This window comes from Bacillus sp. AFS088145, from assembly GCF_002564465.1.
GTDB lineage: Bacteria > Bacillota > Bacilli > Bacillales > Bacillaceae_G > Gottfriedia.
The window spans coordinates 1-19,218 of record NZ_NUUX01000042.1 but is presented as its reverse complement, the minus strand read 5'-3'; the positions used below and the strand labels follow the sequence as shown (position 1 = coordinate 19,218).

General features: G+C 34.8%; 18 protein-coding genes. All 18 read left to right on the top strand.

Features of this window, described 5'->3' with window-relative positions; all coding sequences use genetic code 11:
• The first annotated feature begins 32 nt into the window (after nucleotides 1-32).
• The 18 genes from spoIIE (at nucleotide 33) to lysS (ending at nucleotide 18,918) form a co-directional block, all read left to right on the top strand.
• The gene (gene spoIIE, locus COI44_RS20785; protein ID WP_098429627.1) at nucleotides 33-2,507 is read left to right on the top strand and encodes a stage II sporulation protein E; all 2,475 of its coding nucleotides are present in this window, start codon (nucleotides 33-35) and stop codon (nucleotides 2,505-2,507) included.
• A 78-nt stretch (nucleotides 2,508-2,585) separates the two neighbouring features.
• Nucleotides 2,586-3,320 (top strand): VWA domain-containing protein, encoded by a 735-nt coding sequence (locus COI44_RS20780; RefSeq protein ID WP_098231490.1) that lies wholly within the window; start codon nucleotides 2,586-2,588, stop codon nucleotides 3,318-3,320.
• Nucleotides 3,289-4,410 (top strand): protein kinase domain-containing protein, encoded by a 1,122-nt coding sequence (locus COI44_RS20775; RefSeq protein ID WP_179887211.1) that lies wholly within the window; start codon nucleotides 3,289-3,291, stop codon nucleotides 4,408-4,410. The genes COI44_RS20780 and COI44_RS20775 overlap by 32 nt, the downstream gene beginning before the upstream one ends.
• Nucleotides 4,411-4,482: 72 nt before the next feature.
• Nucleotides 4,483-5,871: a tRNA lysidine(34) synthetase TilS gene (tilS, locus tag COI44_RS20770; protein WP_098429625.1), complete on the top strand. Its 1,389-nt coding sequence runs from the start codon at nucleotides 4,483-4,485 to the stop codon at nucleotides 5,869-5,871.
• Nucleotides 5,872-5,880: 9 nt separating this feature from the next.
• Nucleotides 5,881-6,420: a hypoxanthine phosphoribosyltransferase gene (hpt, locus tag COI44_RS20765; RefSeq protein WP_088014785.1), complete on the top strand. Its 540-nt coding sequence runs from the start codon at nucleotides 5,881-5,883 to the stop codon at nucleotides 6,418-6,420.
• Nucleotides 6,421-6,501: 81 nt separating this feature from the next.
• A complete protein-coding gene (ftsH, locus tag COI44_RS20760; RefSeq protein WP_098429624.1) occupies nucleotides 6,502-8,418 on the top strand; it encodes an ATP-dependent zinc metalloprotease FtsH in 1,917 nt (638 codons plus the stop codon).
• A gap of 257 nt (nucleotides 8,419-8,675) precedes the next feature.
• On the top strand, nucleotides 8,676-9,440 hold the full coding sequence (locus tag COI44_RS20755) for a type III pantothenate kinase (RefSeq protein ID WP_056474433.1): 765 nt from the start codon (nucleotides 8,676-8,678) through the stop codon (nucleotides 9,438-9,440).
• A 13-nt stretch (nucleotides 9,441-9,453) separates the two neighbouring features.
• Nucleotides 9,454-10,329, top strand: coding sequence for an Hsp33 family molecular chaperone HslO (gene hslO, locus COI44_RS20750; RefSeq protein WP_098429623.1), 876 nt, complete (start codon nucleotides 9,454-9,456; stop codon nucleotides 10,327-10,329).
• A 154-nt stretch (nucleotides 10,330-10,483) separates the two neighbouring features.
• Nucleotides 10,484-11,404 carry a cysteine synthase A gene (gene cysK / locus COI44_RS20745; protein ID WP_098429622.1) on the top strand — a complete coding sequence of 307 codons (921 nt, stop codon included), beginning with the start codon at nucleotides 10,484-10,486 and terminating at the stop codon, nucleotides 11,402-11,404.
• A gap of 145 nt (nucleotides 11,405-11,549) precedes the next feature.
• Nucleotides 11,550-12,980, top strand: a complete 1,431-nt coding sequence (locus tag COI44_RS20740; protein WP_098429621.1) for an anthranilate synthase component I family protein — start codon at nucleotides 11,550-11,552, stop codon at nucleotides 12,978-12,980.
• Nucleotides 12,977-13,564 carry an aminodeoxychorismate/anthranilate synthase component II gene (gene pabA, locus COI44_RS20735; RefSeq protein WP_098429620.1) on the top strand — a complete coding sequence of 196 codons (588 nt, stop codon included), beginning with the start codon at nucleotides 12,977-12,979 and terminating at the stop codon, nucleotides 13,562-13,564. The genes COI44_RS20740 and pabA overlap by 4 nt, the downstream gene beginning before the upstream one ends.
• Nucleotides 13,561-14,433 carry an aminodeoxychorismate lyase gene (gene pabC / locus COI44_RS20730; protein WP_098429619.1) on the top strand — a complete coding sequence of 291 codons (873 nt, stop codon included), beginning with the start codon at nucleotides 13,561-13,563 and terminating at the stop codon, nucleotides 14,431-14,433. The genes pabA and pabC overlap by 4 nt, the downstream gene beginning before the upstream one ends.
• A gap of 65 nt (nucleotides 14,434-14,498) precedes the next feature.
• Complete coding sequence (folP, locus tag COI44_RS20725) at nucleotides 14,499-15,272, top strand: dihydropteroate synthase (RefSeq protein WP_098429652.1); 774 nt, start codon at nucleotides 14,499-14,501, stop codon at nucleotides 15,270-15,272.
• The gene (folB, locus tag COI44_RS20720; protein ID WP_098429618.1) at nucleotides 15,265-15,627 is read left to right on the top strand and encodes a dihydroneopterin aldolase; all 363 of its coding nucleotides are present in this window, start codon (nucleotides 15,265-15,267) and stop codon (nucleotides 15,625-15,627) included. The genes folP and folB overlap by 8 nt, the downstream gene beginning before the upstream one ends.
• The gene (gene folK / locus COI44_RS20715; RefSeq protein WP_091024811.1) at nucleotides 15,624-16,121 is read left to right on the top strand and encodes a 2-amino-4-hydroxy-6-hydroxymethyldihydropteridine diphosphokinase; all 498 of its coding nucleotides are present in this window, start codon (nucleotides 15,624-15,626) and stop codon (nucleotides 16,119-16,121) included. Before folB ends, folK begins: the two co-directional genes overlap by 4 nt.
• On the top strand, nucleotides 16,073-16,273 hold the full coding sequence (locus tag COI44_RS20710) for a helix-turn-helix domain-containing protein (RefSeq protein WP_056474403.1): 201 nt from the start codon (nucleotides 16,073-16,075) through the stop codon (nucleotides 16,271-16,273). Before folK ends, COI44_RS20710 begins: the two co-directional genes overlap by 49 nt.
• Nucleotides 16,274-16,304: 31 nt before the next feature.
• Nucleotides 16,305-17,303: a tRNA dihydrouridine synthase DusB gene (gene dusB, locus COI44_RS20705; RefSeq protein ID WP_098429617.1), complete on the top strand. Its 999-nt coding sequence runs from the start codon at nucleotides 16,305-16,307 to the stop codon at nucleotides 17,301-17,303.
• Between the two features lie 133 nt (nucleotides 17,304-17,436).
• Nucleotides 17,437-18,918, top strand: a complete 1,482-nt coding sequence (gene lysS / locus COI44_RS20700; RefSeq protein WP_098429616.1) for a lysine--tRNA ligase — start codon at nucleotides 17,437-17,439, stop codon at nucleotides 18,916-18,918.
• Nucleotides 18,919-19,218 lie beyond the last annotated feature (300 nt).

Genomic DNA, 19,218 nt, shown 5'->3' with positions numbered 1-19,218 from the left:
GTTCAATAAACCAATTCGGATGAGGTGGAAATATGACGAAACTGCAAAGAGGGTCTTCTAATTCTTCAGCAAGCTTGGTCCCTACTAATGGATTTCAATCAGTATTTCGGCAATCTTCTAAATCAATTAAATCCAAATTAGAGAGAGCATTCTTTGACTTTGGGTTACTAATCTTTATAACGGGATTTTTATTAGGACGAGCGTTGATACTATCACATATTCTCCCGTTTGTACTACCGTTTTTTGCCTCAGTTTATATGATGAAACGTGAGCGAACAGGAATAGCTTTTGTTGCTCTTATGATCGGTTCATTAACTGTGTCGATTGAAACGGTTAGTTATGCGTTTGCCACAATTATCCTATTTTTTATCCTTAATATTTTCTTCGCTAGAGTTAAACGACATTATATAGGTTTAGTTCCTTTTCAAGTTTTTTTATCAGTATTTATTAGTCATCTATTAATCACTTATGCTTTTCAACAGGAAGTTCTGATGTATGATGTTTTGATGGCATCAGTTGAAGCGGGGTTAAGTTTTATTTTAACGATGATCTTTTTCCAGAGTGTACCTCTACTCGCAATTCCTAAAAGAAAACAGCTTTTAGGTGTTGAAGAAATCGTATGTTTAGTTATTCTTTTAGCTTCAGTTGTGACGGGGACAACTGATTGGTATATTCAAGATTTATCTATTCAGCATATTGTTACTAGATACATTGTCTTACTATTTGCCTTTGTAGCCGGAGGAACGGTCGGTTGTACAGTAGGGGTTGTAACGGGCCTTATACTAAGTTTAGCGAGTGTTTCGAGTCTATATCAAATGAGCTTATTAGCATTCTCTGGATTACTTGGTGGCCTCCTTAAAGAGGGAAAAAGATTAGGTGCGGCAGCTGGCCTATTAATTGGGACATGCCTCATTAGCTTTTATGCTGAGAAACAATCAGATATTATCTTTTCAATCATTGAATCAGTAATTGCGATTGTCTTATTCTTAATAACACCATCTTTCCTACTTAAGCAATTAGCTAAACTAGTACCAGGAACAGAAGAACATTCTACAGATCAACAACAATACTTGCGTAAAATAAGAGATTTGACAGCTAATCGGATTACTCAATTTTCAAACGTGTTTGAAGCATTATCTGCAAGTTTTTCACAGCCTAGCCAGTTTGCACATATTGAGGACGAACTAACTGATGAAGAATTGTTTATTTGTAGTATTTCAAATAAGTGCTGTAATAGTTGTATGAAAAAGGACCATTGCTGGTCAAACAATGGTGACCGAACATATCAATACATGGAAAATATGATGCATTTAGTTGAAAAGGATCAGCTCATTAAGAATGGCCAATTTATGAGAGAGTGGGAGAAATATTGCCAACGTTCTTCAAAAATGGCTGATTTAATGAAGCAAGAGGTTTTCTACTTCCGTGCAAATCAAAGACTTAAAAAACAAGTTCAAGAAAGTAGAAGATTAGTAGCTGAGCAATTGCGCGGGGTTTCAAAAGTAATGGTTGATTTTGCAAAAGAGATTCAACGTGAAAAAGAAAACCATCAATTACAGGAGGACCAAATCCTACAAGCTTTATTAAACTTTGGAATTGACGTTAGCCAAGTAGAAATTTATAACTTAGAGCAAGGTAATATTGATATAGATATATTAATTCCGTTTGAAAACGAGTATGGTGAATGCCAAAAATTAATTGCGCCGATTCTATCAGATATTTTAAAAGAGACGATTGTCGTATTAAAAGAAGAGTCAGCGACAATACCAAATGGAGGTAATTACTTAGTTACATTTGGATCAGATAAGGCATTTGTTATTGAAACCGGGGTTGCGACTGCAGCTAAAGGTGGAGGCTTTATTTCGGGTGATGCATTTAAAATAATGGATGTTGGAGCAGGAAAGCACGCTATTGCGATTAGTGATGGAATGGGAAATGGTGAGCGAGCTCATATTGAAAGTAATGAAACACTAAAACTACTTCAAAAAATATTAAATTCAGGTATTGAAGAAACAGTCGCTATTAAATCGATTAATTCGATTCTATCATTACGTACTACTGAAGAGGTCTTTGCTACACTAGATTTAGCAATGGTCGATTTACACGATGCTTCAGCAAAATTCTTAAAAATTGGTTCATCGCCAAGCTTTGTTAAACGAGGCAAGCAAGTTATTAAAATTGAAGGTAGTAATTTACCAATTGGGATCATTGATGAATTTGATGTAGAAGTCGTAAGTGAGCAGTTAAAAGCTGGAGACTTATTAATTATGATGAGTGATGGTATTTTTGAAGGTCCTAAACATGTTGAAAATTACGAAATGTGGATGAAACGTAAAATAAGTGAATTTGAAACGGATGATCCACAATCTGTAGCAGAATTGTTACTCGAGGAAGTAATACGTTCGAATACAGGTGATATTAATGATGATATGACGGTTGTGGTTGCTGTTGTTAAACGAAACCTGCCAGAGTGGTCATCTATCTCATCATATAGTGCGATGGCTTAGTAAAATAAAATAATAAAGGTTTATCCCCTCCCGTAATTGGACAAAATGGTAACAACTTTTACGCGGAGGGGATTTTGTATGTATAAGGGTAAATTAAAACAAATTCTATTAATAACTGATGGTTATTCAAACCATGGTGAAGATCCGTTAGCTGTTTCAAGCTTGGCACAAGAATATGGTATTACAGTAAATGTAATTGGAATTTTAGATGAAAATGTACAAAGTGGTGACGGTTTAAAGGAAATCGAGGAAATTGCTAAAGCTGGTGGTGGGATTAGTCAAGTCGTTTACACAAAGCAACTTTCTCAAACTGTCCAGATGGTTACTAGAAAAGCGATGACACAAACAATTCAAGGATTTGTTAATAAAGAATTAAAGCAAATTTTAGGCGATAGCAATTCGATTGAATCACTTCCTCCTTCAAAGCGAGAAGAGGTATATGAGGTTGTAGAGGATATCGGTGAAACTGTAGGTTTAGAAGTTATTATTTTAGTAGATACGAGTGCTAGTATGAAAGACAAATTAGAAACTGTTAAGGAATCATTATTTGATTTACAAATTAGTTTAAACTCAAGAACAGGAGAAAATGCCTACTCATTATTTATATTTCCTGGGAAACATGACGATGTAGATAAATTACTAGATTGGACACCTAAGTTAGAAAAACTAAACACAATTTTTCCTAAGTTAACGATGGGCGGTATGACGCCAACCGGTCCTGCTCTACGTGAGGCTTTAAACTATTTTAACGAACAAAACTACAATAGAGGTAATAATGGTGATGATGAACAATCAATTGAATGGGCAGATTAATTTAGCGCCTGGGACTCTCATTACTGGAAAGTGGAATAAAAACAAATACGAAATTAAGAGTTTACTTGGAAATGGAGCAAATGGAACAGTTTATCTAGCTTCTGGAAAAACTGGAGATGTTGCTATTAAGCTGAGTAAAGATTCTACTAATATCACGAACGAAGTAAATGTTTTAAAGAAAATCACACAGGTCCAGGATTCAATCCTTGGGCCTTCTTTTATCGATGTAGATGACTATATAAATCCAGTAACAAATGAATGCTGCTATTACTATGTTATGGAATATGTAAATGGTGTAAGTTTACCAAAATTTATTGAAAGAAATGGAATAGAATGGAGTAGTATTTTTATCATACAAGTTTTATCATTGTTAGATAAATTACACCATAAAGGCTTTATTTTTGGAGATTTAAAAACAGATAATCTACTAGTTACGAAAGAACCAAATAAAATCCAGTGGGTCGATTTTGGAGGCGTTACTCAAATTGGACGTGCAGTTAAAGAGTTTACGGAGTTCTTTGATCGTGGTTACTGGGGCTTAGGTTCTAGAAAAGCAGAAATTTCCTATGACTTATTTGCTGTTACGATGATTTTTATCCACTTGCATTGTAAAAAGCAGTTTTTAAAAAATGGGTTGGGAATAAATCAAATTGAACAAGTAATAACCCAAACCCAAACCCTTAATCCATATAAAGAGTTTCTAATGAAGGGATTAAAAGGGGAGTATGTTAATGCAAGTGCTATGAAACAAGCTCTATTAATGTATGAACAAAAGATAAATGCTACAAAAAAGAAGAAGGGTAAAAAGGATCAAGCTACTACAACACAAACGATGAATCAAACTAGGCAATCGAAAAAGCAAAATCAGACAGCTAATCAATCAACACAATCAAAAAAACATAGCCAGCCTACAAATCAACCTAGAAATGCAACTAATCAGAATCAAAAACCTAACCAATCAACACAGACAAGAGCAGGGAACAATGTCCAAGTGAAGCAAAAGAAAAAAAGAATTCACTGGTTCGAAACGTCGACCATTCTCCTGCTAATGGGCTTGGCTTATGCATTATATTTTTATTATCAGATGTAAATCATAGTACTCCATGTGTGTGAATGGTAACATATAGATATGAATTTTACTTTCATTTAGGAGTATAGGTAAATGGTAATTAATCAATTAAAGGAATTTATAAAACAAAACAATATTATCAGAAATAGTGTAATTGTGATCGGTGTTTCTGGAGGTCCAGACTCAATGGCGTTAGCTCATTCTTTTTTATCAATTAGGGAAGAATATGAGTTCTCGATTATTATCGCACATGTAGATCATATGTTTAGAGGACAAGAATCTTTAGATGATTTAGAATATGTTAAGAACTGGTGCCTCCAAAACAACGTACAATATGAAGGTAAGAGCATAAATGTGAATCAGTATATCGAGGAAACGGGTTTAAGTAGTCAATTGGCGGCAAGGGAATGTCGATATCGTTTTTTTGACGAAGTGATGAATAAATATGAAGCAAATTACTTAGCGTTAGGTCATCATGGGGAAGACCAAGTTGAAACGATTTTAATGCGCTTAGTAAGAGGTAGCTCGCAGGTCGGTTACGCTGGCATTAGGGAAAAGAGATCTTTTAGTACAGGCGAAATTATTCGTCCTTTTTTAGATTTAAGAAAACAAGCATTAACTACATATTGTCACGAACAAAGTATTATCCATCGAAAAGATCCAAGTAATGATAAAGATGTTTACACAAGAAATCGATTTAGACATCATATTCTACCTTTTATTTTTGAAGAAAATCCAACTGCACATAAAAGATTCCAGCAGTTTAGTAGACAGCAATTGGAAGATGATCTATATTTAATGGAATTAACTGAAGACGCAATGAATACAGTTATAAAAAATAAAGAAAAGCAAGCAGTCACTATTGACGTTAAACAGTTTTTAAATGTGCCTATATCTTTACAAAGAAGATGTATTCAACTAATATTAGATTATGTCTACCTATCTATCCCTAAAGGCTTGACACAAGGGCATCTTAATTCAATTCTGACTTTATTACGAAATGAAAAATCTACGTGGGAGCAGCATTTACCTGGAGGACTTTTTGTCATTCGCTCATATAATGAATGCCTCTTTACATTCGAACAAATGAATGTGAAGGATTATACTATTTCGATTAATGAGCCTGGCGAATACGAACTACCAAATGGTTTTTCAATTAAAGTTGAATTAAACAATCAATGTTTTGAACAAAAAAATGACAAGTTTATTTGTTCTATCAAGGATGTTTCTTTTCCACTCATTGTTCGGAATCGAAAGAATGGTGATCGAATGTCATTAAAGGGTATGAATGGGTCAAAAAAGTTAAAAGATATATTTATTGATGAAAAAATGAAACAATCATTACGTGATGAATGGCCAATAATTACGGATAGTCAAAATAATATATTATGGGTACCTTTCGTAAAGAAATCTGCATTTGAAAGAAATTTTTCGACAGATGAGTCACTCATTGCAATACAGGTGGTTTCTAAGAGTTTCTAGGAGGAAAAAATGAAACAAGACATTCAACAAGTATTAGTAAGTGAAGAGGCAATTCAACAAAAAGTAGTAGAATTAGGTGCAGTACTAACTGAAGAGTACAAAGACCGCTTTCCACTAGTAGTGGGTGTTTTAAAAGGAGCTCTTCCGTTCATGTCTGACCTTATCAAGCATATTGATACATATATCGAAATTGATTTTATGGATGTTTCTAGTTATGGACATAGTACAGTTTCTTCTGGTGAAGTAAAAATTGTAAAAGATTTAAATACTTCTGTAGAAGGAAGAGATGTAATCATTCTAGAAGATATTATTGATAGTGGTCTAACTTTAAATTATTTAGTTGAACTATTTAAACATCGCAAAGCTAATACAGTTAAAATCGTTACTTTATTAGATAAGCCAAGCGGACGTAAAGCAAATATTGAGGCTGATTTAGTTGGCTTCGAAGTACCAGATGCTTTCGTAGTAGGATATGGTTTAGATTATATTGAACGTTATCGAAATCTGCCATATGTTGGCGTTTTAAAACCTGAAGTTTACACGAAATAAGTCAAGTTTTATTCGTTTGTTTACATGGTATAACTATGCTACTATATAAAGTAATTAAATTGAAAGAGAGGAGGTTTGGAATTGAATCGAATTTTCCGTAATACAGTCTTTTACATATTAATCTTCTTAGTTGTGATTGGTGTTGTTACATATTTCAATGGGCCAGAATCTCAAGTTAAGAAAGTAAGTTACGATACATTTTATACTAAGTTACAAAAAGGAGATGTTAGCAGTTTAACATCTATCCAACCTAAAAATGGAGTGTACATAGTAAGAGGTCACTTTACAGACGTAAAAAAAGGCGAATCTTTCCAAACTCAAGTACCAATTAGTGACGAAACGACAAAAATAGTTAACAAAGCAGTTGCTGACTATAAAATAAAGGCTAATTGGAATCCAGCTGAAACAACAAGTGCATGGGTGCAAATCTTCACTTCACTCATTCCATTTGTCATTATTTTCATCCTTTTCTTCTTCCTAATGAATAATGCACAAGGTGGCGGAAGCCGTGTTATGAATTTTGGGAAGAGCAAAGCTCGTCTATATAATGACGAGAAAAAGAAAGTACGGTTTAAAGATGTTGCAGGTGCAGATGAAGAGAAGCAAGAGCTTGTTGAGGTAGTAGAGTTCTTGAAGGATCCTCGTAAGTTTTCTGAATTAGGTGCAAGAATTCCTAAAGGGGTACTATTAGTAGGACCTCCTGGAACAGGTAAAACATTATTAGCAAGAGCTGTTGCAGGAGAAGCTGGAGTTCCATTCTTCTCAATCAGTGGTTCTGATTTCGTTGAAATGTTTGTAGGGGTCGGTGCTTCTCGTGTTCGTGACTTATTTGAAAACGCGAAGAAAAACGCTCCTTGTATCATATTTATAGATGAGATCGATGCTGTAGGTCGTCAACGTGGCGCTGGATTAGGTGGAGGTCACGATGAGCGTGAACAAACATTAAACCAGTTACTTGTTGAAATGGATGGTTTTGGTGCTAACGAAGGTATTATCATCATCGCTGCAACAAACCGTGCAGATGTTCTGGACCCAGCATTATTACGTCCAGGTCGATTTGACAGACAGATTACAGTAGATCGTCCAGATGTAATAGGACGTGAAGCAGTATTAAAAGTTCACTCAAGAAATAAACCATTGGCACCAGATGTAGATTTAAAAGCTATTGCTCAAAGAACTCCTGGATTCTCTGGTGCAGATTTAGAGAATTTATTAAACGAAGCGGCATTAGTTGCGGCTCGTCGTGATAAAAAGAAAATCGATATGCTTGATATTGACGAAGCAACTGATCGTGTAATTGCGGGACCTGCTAAGAAAAATAAAGTTATATCTGAAAAAGAGCGAAAAATTGTTGCGTTCCACGAAGCTGGACATACGGTTATTGGCCAAGTGTTAGATGAAGCTGAAATGGTTCATAAAGTAACAATTGTACCTCGTGGTCAAGCTGGTGGTTATGCAGTAATGCTTCCAAAAGAAGATCGTTACTTTATGACAAAACCAGAATTACTTGATAAAATTACAGGTCTACTTGGTGGACGTGTTGCTGAAGAAGTGGTATTTGGTGAAGTAAGTACAGGAGCTCATAATGACTTCCAACGTGCAACAGGTATTGCTCGTCGTATGGTTACTGAGTTCGGTATGAGCGATAAACTAGGTCCATTACAGTTTGGTCAATCTCAAGGAGGAAGTGTATTCCTTGGTAGAGACTTTAATAATGAACAAAATTATAGTGATAAAATTGCTTATGAAATCGACGTAGAGATTCAAACAATCATTAAAGACTGTTATGCAAAAGCAACTGATATTATTAAGACGCATCGCGATAAATTAGACTTGCTTGCTAACACATTATTAGAAGTGGAAACTTTAGATGCAAAAGGAATTAAGAGTCTTTGGGAACAAGGCACACTTCCTACATCTCCATCTTCAAAAGATGAGGTTAAAGTCAACATTTCTAAAAAGAATGATGAACCAACTGAGCCTAAAATTACTGAATAAAAAATTAAGAGTGTCTTTCTAGACACTCTTTCTTTTGTTTATTGGTGAAAATTAAGTAGGCCAAAATCATGAGGGAAATTGGTTCATTGAAACGTTTTAATAAACCAATATGAACCTATGTCCACAGCAGAAAGCATCTATTTTTAAACTACTATCAACTTGTGTTATCATTATTTTTATAGTGATTAAAAAATGTACTTGAGACAAAAAATATAAAATAAAAGTTTTATTTTTGAAATGGAGAGACGGTGGAGTATATGTTATTTGTAATCGATGTAGGAAATACAAATACTGTTTTAGGTGTTTACCAAGAAGATGAGTTAATACATCATTGGAGAATTGAGACGAATCGATATAAAACAGAAGATGAGTACGGTATGGTCATTGGTTCATTACTTGAATATGCAGGTATTGGGTTTGATGAGTTTCATGCAGTTATTATTTCATCAGTTGTCCCACCGATTATGTTCTCACTGGAAAGAATGGCAACAAAATATTTTAAACAAAAGCCACTAATCGTTGGTCCTGGTATAAAAACAGGTTTAAACATAAAATATGATAATCCGAAAGAAGTTGGCGCGGACCGAATTGTTAATGCGGTTGCTGGAATTGCACAATACGGAAGTCCGCTGATTATTGTAGATTTCGGAACAGCTACTACATATTGTTATATAGATGAAAATAAAAATTACATCGGTGGAGCAATTGCACCAGGCATCAATATTTCAACAGAGGCACTCTATACAAAGGCTTCAAAACTGCCTCGTATAGAGCTTTCAAGACCTTCTAATATTGTCGGTCGTACAACTGTAGAAGCAATGCAGGTTGGAATCCTATATGGTTATGTAGGTCAAGTTGAAGGTATTGTAAAACGAATGAAAGCTCAAGCAAAGGTAGAACCTACTGTTATAGCAACAGGCGGACTTGCATCATTAATATCTAAGGAATCGGATATCATTGATGTCATGGATCCATATTTAACATTGAAAGGTCTACATTTAATTTATAAACGAAATTCATAAAAAGGGGTACAACATGAAAGATTATTTAGTAAAAGCATTAGCTTTTAACGGTGAAGTCCGTGCATATAGCGTTAGATCAACAAATATCGTAAAAGAAGCTCAAGAACGTCATGACACGTGGTCAAACGCTTCTGCTGCATTAGGTCGTACACTAACAGCTGCTACAATGATGGGTGCTATGTTAAAAGGCGATGAGAAGTTAACTTTAAAAGTTGAAGGTAATGGCCCAATTGGCCATATTTTAGTCGATAGTAATGCAAAAGGTGAAGTCCGAGGATATGTACAAAATCCGCATGTACAAACTGAACTTAACAAACATGGAAAAATTGATGTAGCAAAAGCTGTTGGTACTGTAGGTACAATCTCGGTTGTTAAAGATATTGGTATGAGAGAACCTTTCACAGGCTCGGTGCCTATTGTATCAGGTGAACTTGGTGAAGACTTTACTTACTATTTTGCTGTATCTGAACAAACACCTTCATCTGTAGGTGTCGGCGTATTAGTAAACCCAGATCATTCGATTTTAGCAAGTGGAGGATTTATTATTCAAATCTTACCTGGTGCAAGTGAAGAATGTATCACGCAAATTGAAAATCATTTAAAAACAATTAAACCAGTTTCTAAACTAATTGAAGAAGGCCTGACTCCAGAAGAAATTTTATATGAAGTGTTAGGAAAAGAAGAGGTTAAAGTTTTAGAAACGATGGATGTAAAATTCCAATGTCAATGCTCAAGAGAGAGAATTGAGGGTGCTCTTTTAAGCATTGGTAAACAAGAATTGGAATTAATATTAGAAGAGGATGGAGAAGCAGAAGTAACATGTCATTTCTGTAATCAACCTTATCATTATTCTGATGAACAATTAAAAGAATTAATTAACAAATTGTAGGTGAAAATTGAAGGAATTTGTCGAGCTTTCTTTTCATAATTTATTATGAATTTCATACAAGTTATGTATAGGAGAAAGTAATTGACAGATTCTTTTGTTTTTTACATAATGTATATTAAACAGGTCAATATACTAGGAATTAGGAGTGGATGAAATGAAAGTTGCAAATTCAGTTTACGAATTAATCGGTAGAACTCCAATTGTAAAACTTAACAGATTAGTAGACGAGGACAGCGCGGAAATTTACTTAAAACTAGAGTTTATGAATCCTGGTAGCAGTGTTAAAGATCGTATTGCACTTGCGATGATTGAGGATTCGGAGAAAAAAGGTTTAATAAAACCAGGTGATACAATTATTGAACCAACTAGTGGAAATACTGGTATCGGATTAGCAATGGTAGCAGCTGCTAAAGGCTACAAATCAATTCTAGTAATGCCAGAAACAATGAGTATTGAGAGACGAAACTTATTACGTGCATATGGCGCAGAATTAGTTCTAACTCCAGGCCCTGAAGGAATGGGAGGAGCAATTCGTAAAGCTGATGAATTAGCAAAAGAAAATGGATATTTCGTTCCACAGCAGTTTAATAATATTTCAAATCCTGAAGTTCACCGTTTAACAACTGGTCCTGAAATTGTTGAACAAATGGGAGACCAACTTGATGCATTTATTTCAGGAGTAGGTACAGGAGGAACAATCTCCGGTGCAGGAGCTGTTTTAAAAGAAGCTTACCCTGGAATTAATATTGTCGCAGTTGAACCTGAAGACTCTCCAGTTTTATCAGGTGGTAAACCAGGTCCGCATAAAATTCAAGGTATTGGCGCAGGTTTTATCCCTGAAACATTGAATACGGATATTTATGATGAAATCGTTAAAATCAAAAATGACGATGCAATGGAGACGGCTAGAAAAGTAGCAAAAGAAGAAGGTATACTTGTAGGTATCTCTTCTGGTGCTGCAATTAGTGCTGCTTTACAAGTTGCAAAAAAACTTGGAAAAGGTAAAAAAGTACTTGCGATCATTCCAAGTAATGGAGAGCGTTATTTAAGCACAGCATTATTCCAATTTGAGTAATTTTTTGATGGATTAAATAATAAATTTAAAATCCCTTTGCAAGTGAGCAAAGGGTTTTTTTGTTTTTCCATAAAATGCTTTGATGTATACTTCTTACTTTTTGTGTAAAATGAAAAAAGAAGCGCTATCAGAGGGGGATATTCACATGAATTATGAAATCTTTTCAAAAGTTATCAAATATACTACACCTTTCTTTAAATACTTTGTAGAAACGGTAAAAGAGAAAAAGAATGCCGTTCTTCTTGAAAGTGGTCGTGACGGTAGATATTCAATTATGGCATCTAATCCTGTTGCGAAGTTATATGGGAAGGATAATAAATTAACGGTCGAAGTAGGGATTGAAGGATGCTCCGGGAAAGTGGAGTATGAAGGAAATCCAATTGAATTAGCAAAGGAATATCTATCTAAATACACAACGGAAAAAAGAGATGACCTACCACCATTTCAAGGTGGGGCAATCGGTTATTTCACATATGACTGTAACCATTATATCGAAGACCTACCAACAATGGCTGAGGATGTTTACAATATTCCAGATGTTTATTTATTAATCTTCCATGAAGTTGTTATTTATGACCATCAAGAAAATCAATTATATTTTATTGTTATAGATGAAATGAAAAATGTTGATCAGGCACAAGAACGACTAGACTCTTTAGAAGAGTTCTACATTAGTGAAATTGAGCAAATCGATTTATCTAGAAGAACTTCTTCCGAAGAGATTGAAAAAACAATTTATATGTCTGAACAAAAATTTACGGATGCTGTTGGAAATGTTAAAGAATATATCAGTGCGGGGGATGTATTCCAGGTGAATTTATCGGTGCTACAATCTGAGACACTTGTAACAGAACCACTGTATATATATGAGCAGCTTAGAGAAATAAATCCTTCACCATATATGTCCTATTTAGATTTTGAAGAGTTTCAAATTGTTAGTTGCTCACCAGAGCTATTAGTAGCAAAACGTGATCAAGAAGTTTGGACAAGACCAATAGCAGGTACAAGATCTCGTGGTGAAACAGTTGAAGAAGAACAACAACTGATGGAAGAACTACGTTCCAATGAAAAAGAACAAGCTGAGCATATTATGCTAGTTGATTTAGAGCGCAATGATTTAGGAAGAGTATGCGAATATGGAACTGTTGAAGTAGACGAACTATTAGTAATCGAAAAGTATTCGCATGTAATGCACCTTGTTTCAAATGTTAGAGGTGAGCTACAAAAGGGTAAAGATTCATTTGACTTATTAAAAGCAGTATTTCCCGGGGGAACAATTACAGGAGCTCCAAAAATCCGTACGATGGAAATTATTGAAGAACTAGAGCCGACCAAGCGTGGCATTTATACAGGTTCTGTTGGATGGATTAGCTTCACAGGAGATATGGAGTTGAACATTACGATTCGAACAATGATTACAAAAGACCAGCAAGCATTTGTACAAGCTGGTGCTGGCATTGTTATAGATTCTAATCCAAAACATGAGTATTTAGAAAGTCTTAAGAAAGCTCAAGCTTTATGGACAGCTAAGAAAGTAAGTGAAGAAAAAGCAAAGTTGGGTGGGAATGTAAAATGATATTAATGATTGATAATTATGATTCATTTACCTATAATCTAGTTCAATATTTAGGCGAATTAGGTGAAGAGTTAATTGTAAAACGAAATGATGAAATTACTATAGAAGAAATCGAAGCATTAGCCCCATCTTATTTGATGATTTCACCAGGTCCTTGTACACCAAACGAAGCTGGAATCAGTTTAAAAGCAATTGAACACTTTGCTGGGAAAATCCCAATTTTAGGCGTATGCTTAGGTCACCAATCAATCGCTCAAGTGTTTGGAGGCGACGTAGTACGTGCAGAACGCTTAATGCACGGAAAAACATCTGCAATTACACATGAAGGTTTAGGATTATTTAATGATCTACCATCACCAATTGATGTGACACGATATCACTCTTTAATTGTTAAAAAAGAAACGTTCCCTGAGGAGCTTGAAATAACAGCTTGGACGAATGAGGGAGAAATAATGGCTTTAAAACATAAGACATTACCGATTGAAGGAGTACAATTTCACCCGGAATCGATTATGTCACAATTCGGGAAAGAAATGCTTAGAAACTTTTTACAAGCATATAAACCGTCTAGGAGTACAGTATGAAACTATATTTTAATGGAGAATTCTTGAACGATTATGAAGTGAAAATATCTCCATTTGATCATGGCTTTTTATATGGCTTAGGAGTATTTGAAACACTTCGGATCTATGATGGGCATCCATTTTTATTATTTGATCATTTAAAACGTTTAAGAAAGTCGTTATTAAACTTGAATATCGAGTGGAATTTGCTAGATGAGGAAATTCAAACGATTTTAAAAAGGCTAATTGAATTAAATGGTTTACAAGATGCGTATATACGTTTAAATGTTTCAGCAGGTGAAGGTGAAATAGGTTTATACACTGGTCAGTATTCGAATCCAAATACCATCATTTTTATTAAACCTATGCATGAAAGTAATATCTTAGAGAAAGAAGGGGTAATACTAAATACCCCTCGCAACTCTCCTGAAGGAAAAGAGCGTTTAAAGTCTCATCATTATTTAAATAATATTATCGGTAAAAAAGAAATCGGTAACTCACCAAGTATAGAAGGTATCTTTTTAAACAAAGATGGGTTTCTTTCAGAAGGTATCGTTTCGAATCTCTTCTTTATTAACCAAGGTCGATTATATACACCACACGTTGATACGGGAATCTTGAATGGGATAACGAGACAGTTCGTGATTCATTGGGCTAAATTAAAAGGGATTACAGTTGAAGAGGGCTTCTACACTGAACAAGAGCTGTTAAAAGCGGATGAAATATTTATTTCAAACTCAATCCAAGAAATTATTCCTGTTACAGTAATTGGCGAGCAGATCTTTAATGTTAGTGAAAGTAGCGTAATAAAGGATTTGCAAAAGGATTATAGAATTCACCGAAAATCCTTATTAAGCATGAATGAAATGGAAAGAAGTGAACAAGCGTGAGAAGAGCAACAAAACCCTTGATTTGTGGAAATTACTCATTACCAATTCAGAATGAAACAATTGTAATGGGGATTTTAAACGTAACCCCGGACTCATTTTCTGATGGTGGTCGATACAACGAAATTGAATTAGCGATACAACATGCAAAGAAGTTAATTGCTGATGGAGCAAAAATTATTGATGTAGGTGGGGAATCGACAAGACCTGGAGCCGCCATAGTTGACGAAGACGAAGAGTTAAGAAGAGTTGTTCCGATTATTAAAGCATTATCTAAAGAAATTGATGTCCCAATTTCCATTGATACATATAAATCTGAAGTGGCAAAACAAGCTGTTGAAGTGGGAGCTACAATCATTAATGACGTTTGGGGAGCAAAGAAAGACCCAAAAATTGCTGAAGTGGCTGCTGCGTACAATGTTCCAATTTGTTTAATGCACAATCGAACAGATGAAAACTATTATAGTTTAATGAGTGATCTTGTCTGTGATTTAGTTGAAAGTATTAATATAGCAAAACGCGCAGGTGTAAAGGATGAAATGATAATTTTGGATCCGGGTGTTGGTTTTGCGAAATCGGCTAGGCAGAATTTAGAGGTTTTAAACCAAATGGAGCAAATCAAAGCATTGGATTATCCAGTGTTACTTGGTACTTCACGAAAAAGGTTTATAGGAGAGGTTCTTGGTACTGAAGTACATGAGCGAATGGAAGGTACAGGGGCTACAGTCTGTTTAGGTATTACGAAAGGCTGCGAAATTGTACGAGTACATGATGTATTAGCGATTTCCCGTATGGCTAAAATGATGGACGCAATGTTAAGGATTGGAGTAAAAAATGGATAAAATTTATGTTACAGGTATGAGATTTTATGGCTACCATGGTGTATTTAAAGAGGAGAAAACATTAGGGCAACGATTTAATGTTGATTTAATTGTCGAATTAGATACAAAAAAAGCAGGAGAAACAGATGATTTGGCGTATTCAGTAAGTTACGCAGACTTATTTAAAACCTGCGAAGAAGTAGTTCAAGGTCATTCTTATGATTTAGTAGAATCAGTGGCTGAAGAGATTGCCAAACAAATATTAAATACATATGATTTAATTCAACAATGTACTGTAAAAGTCATAAAACCAGATCCACCAATACCAGGACATTATGATTTTGTAGCAGTTGAAATAACAAGAGGTCGCATATGAAAAATGAATCATATTTAAGTTTAGGAACGAATATAGGCGACCGAGAAGGTTTTCTTACAAAGGCTATTAGGGAATTAGTGAATCATCCCGACATTCAAGTAGAACAAATCTCTTCTATCTATGAAACAGACCCAGTTGGATACGTAGACCAAGATCCATTTTTAAATCTCGTTATTAAAATTTCTACCAATTTAACACCACTTCAATTACTTGATGTTACGCAAGGAATCGAACAAAACCTTGGTAGAAAAAGGGAATTACGTTGGGGTCCAAGAACGATAGACCTTGACATTTTACTCTATAATCACGAAGATATAGAAGTTGAGCACCTAAGAATACCGCACCCGAGAATGTTTGAAAGAAGCTTTGTATTAATCCCCTTAAAAGAAATTAACCAATCAATTAAGGTTGAAACTAAATTTTTAGAGGATAAAGGAGTTCGATTATGGAAGCTGAAAAGTGGGGTAGACGGATTAGGGCTTTTAGAAAATTAAAAGGTTTTACCCAAGAAGGCTTTGCAAAAAACCTTGGAGTTTCTGTTTCTGTGTTAGGTGAAGTTGAGCGAGGGAATCGTATGCCGACTGAACAATTTTTGCATGATTGTGCAAAACAATTAAAAGTAAGTGTAGAGGAATTATCAATATAGAGTTTTCTTGTAGATAGAAGGAGGATGGGATGTGCTAAAAATTGGTGACATCGAGATGAAAAATCCCGTCGTATTAGCACCGATGGCTGGAGTTTGTAACTCAGCTTTCCGTTTAACTGTAAAAGAATTTGGTGCAGGTTTAGTATGCGCAGAAATGGTAAGTGATAAAGCTATTCTACACAATAATAAAAGAACATTAGATATGCTTTATATGGATGAACGTGAAAAGCCATTAAGCTTACAAATTTTTGGTGGAGAAAAATCAACATTAGTTGAAGCTGCTAAGTACGTTGACGAAAATACGAATGCAGATATTATTGATATTAATATGGGATGTCCTGTTCCTAAGATTACAAAAGTAGACGCAGGAGCTAAATGGCTTTTAGACCCAAACAAAATTCATGAAATGGTATATGCTGTAGCACAGAATGTTAGTAAACCAGTTACAGTTAAAATGCGTCTTGGATGGGATGACGATCACATATATGTAGTAGATAATGCAAAAGCAGTTGAAGCAGCGGGTGGAAAAGCAGTTGCGGTCCATGGACGAACTCGTTATCAAATGTATGAAGGGAAATCTGATTGGAGCTGGATTAAAGAAGTTAAAAATCAGGTTTCGATTCCCGTAATCGGTAATGGTGATGTGGAGACTCCTCAAGATGCCAAGCGTATGTTAGATGAAACAGGCTGTGATGGTGTAATGATTGGTCGAGCTGCATTAGGAAATCCATGGATGATTTATCGTACAGTTAAATACTTGGAATCTGGTGTATTAATGCCTGAGCCAGAAGCGCGTGAAAAAATTGATGTATGTTTATTGCATTTAGACCGTTTAATTGATTTGAAAAATGAACATGTAGCTGTATTGGAAATGAGAAAACATGCAGCATGGTATTTAAAAGGTTTAAAAGGCACTGCATTAGTTCGAAATCAAATTAACGAGGTTAGTACTCGTGCTCAAATGGTTGAAGTGTTAGCAACATACGTTAATGAAGTGGAAGAAAAAATGAAAGCTACTCAAGCTTTGTAAGTTTGACAGGTTTCGCTTGACAAAATATAATAAGTTATAGTAAACAAAACTGCCAGATCGAAATACTGGCAGTTTTTCTATTAAAATTATATTGTATTTAAATATTTTTGAATAATTACGTGGAGTTGAGAAAATGAGTCACGAAGAATTAAATGATCAAGCCCTTATACGTAGGGAGAAATTAAAAACACTTGAAGGAAAAGGTATCGATCCATTCGGTAAAAAGTTTGTGCGCACACATTCTTCAAATGATTTATTAGAACAATTTGACCAGTATTCTAAAGAAGAATTAGAAGAAAAAGCGATTGTTGTTTCATTTGCAGGTCGAGTAATGACTAAACGTGGTAAAGGTAAAGCTGGATTTGCACATGTTCAAGATTTAAATGGACAAGTTCAAATCTACGTTCGTAAAGATGCTGTAGGTGAAGAACAATATGAAATCTTTGATATTACTGATTTAGGTGACATTGTAGGTGTTACAGGTGTGGTATTTAAAACGAATGTAGGAGAATTATCTATTAAAGTTAAAGAATATACATTCCTTTCAAAGGCGTTATTACCACTTCCTGATAAATTCCATGGTTTACAAGATGTTGAGCAACGTTACCGTCAAAGATATTTAGATTTAATGAATATGGAAAGCCGACAAACATTTATTGCTCGCAGTAAAATTATCCAATCTATGAGACGTTATTTAGATAGCCAAGGTTATTTAGAAGTTGAAACTCCTATGCTACATGCTATTGCAGGTGGAGCTTCTGCAAGACCGTTTATCACTCATCATAACGCGCTTGATATGGAATTATATATGCGTATTGCAATTGAGCTACACTTAAAACGACTAATTGTAGGTGGACTTGAAAAAGTTTATGAAATTGGTCGCGTATTCCGTAATGAAGGTATTTCTACTCGTCATAACCCAGAGTTTACGATGATTGAATTATATGAAGCTTATGCTGATTATGCTGACATAATGGAACTTACAGAGAATCTAATCGCTCATATCGCTAAAGAAGTTTTAGGTACTACTACTATTCCTTACGGTGAGTACACAGTAAACCTAGAGCCAAAATGGACTAGACTTCATATGGTAGATGCGATTAAAGAAGCTTGTGGAGTAGATTTCTGGCCAGAAATGTCAGTTGAGCAAGCAAGACAATATGCTAAAGAACATAATGTTGAAGTTAATGAGAATATGTCTGTTGGTCATATTATTAACGAATTCTTTGAACAAAAAGTTGAAGAAACATTAATTCAACCTACATTTATTTTTGGTCACCCTGTAGAAATTTCACCGCTTGCGAAAAAGAATTCTGACGATCCACGTTTTACTGATCGTTTTGAGTTATTTATTGTGGCACGTGAACATGCTAACGCATTTACAGAGTTAAATGATCCAATTGACCAAAAAGAGCGTTTTGAAGCACAGCTTAAAGAACGTGAGCTTGGTAATGACGAAGCACATATGATGGATGATGATTACATCGAAGCATTAGAGCATGGTATGCCACCAACTGGTGGTCTTGGAATAGGTATTGATCGATTAGTTATGTTGTTAACTAATTCTCCTTCAATCCGTGACGTTCTATTATTCCCATTAATGAGACATAAATAAGATTTAACTAACTGGCTAAAGGAATACTTTTAGCCAGTTTTTTTATAATTGAATGTATCTTTTTAAAGGAATAAGGACATCATTTATTTATTGGAATCTGGTAGAAACTATCTGAATAAAAAGAATTTAAAATTAGGTATTGTATTTTGTTTTTATAGATGTTATATTATTAAACGTTGTCACATTAATACGAAATGACAACGAAAAAAACTTTTAAAAAAACATTGACAACATTCGACAGGGAATGTTAAGATGTTTAAGTCGCCTCAGAGCGATAAGGTGATCTTTGAAAACTAAACA

Bases quoted from the DNA above. Each gene is read 5' to 3' on its own strand.
- spoIIE (WP_098429627.1), top strand. From the start codon at position 33: ATGACGAAACTGCAAAGAGGGTCTTCTAATTCTTCAGCAAGCTTGGTC.
- COI44_RS20780 (WP_098231490.1), top strand. From the start codon at position 2,586: ATGTATAAGGGTAAATTAAAACAAATTCTATTAATAACTGATGGTTAT.
- COI44_RS20775 (WP_179887211.1), top strand. From the start codon at position 3,289: ATGATGAACAATCAATTGAATGGGCAGATTAATTTAGCGCCTGGGACT.
- tilS (WP_098429625.1), top strand. From the start codon at position 4,483: ATGGTAATTAATCAATTAAAGGAATTTATAAAACAAAACAATATTATC.
- hpt (WP_088014785.1), top strand. From the start codon at position 5,881: ATGAAACAAGACATTCAACAAGTATTAGTAAGTGAAGAGGCAATTCAA.
- COI44_RS20755 (WP_056474433.1), top strand. From the start codon at position 8,676: ATGTTATTTGTAATCGATGTAGGAAATACAAATACTGTTTTAGGTGTT.
- hslO (WP_098429623.1), top strand. From the start codon at position 9,454: ATGAAAGATTATTTAGTAAAAGCATTAGCTTTTAACGGTGAAGTCCGT.
- cysK (WP_098429622.1), top strand. From the start codon at position 10,484: ATGAAAGTTGCAAATTCAGTTTACGAATTAATCGGTAGAACTCCAATT.
- COI44_RS20740 (WP_098429621.1), top strand. From the start codon at position 11,550: ATGAATTATGAAATCTTTTCAAAAGTTATCAAATATACTACACCTTTC.
- pabA (WP_098429620.1), top strand. From the start codon at position 12,977: ATGATATTAATGATTGATAATTATGATTCATTTACCTATAATCTAGTT.
- pabC (WP_098429619.1), top strand. From the start codon at position 13,561: ATGAAACTATATTTTAATGGAGAATTCTTGAACGATTATGAAGTGAAA.
- folP (WP_098429652.1), top strand. From the start codon at position 14,499: ATGGGGATTTTAAACGTAACCCCGGACTCATTTTCTGATGGTGGTCGA.
- folB (WP_098429618.1), top strand. From the start codon at position 15,265: ATGGATAAAATTTATGTTACAGGTATGAGATTTTATGGCTACCATGGT.
- folK (WP_091024811.1), top strand. From the start codon at position 15,624: ATGAAAAATGAATCATATTTAAGTTTAGGAACGAATATAGGCGACCGA.
- COI44_RS20710 (WP_056474403.1), top strand. From the start codon at position 16,073: ATGGAAGCTGAAAAGTGGGGTAGACGGATTAGGGCTTTTAGAAAATTA.
- lysS (WP_098429616.1), top strand. From the start codon at position 17,437: ATGAGTCACGAAGAATTAAATGATCAAGCCCTTATACGTAGGGAGAAA.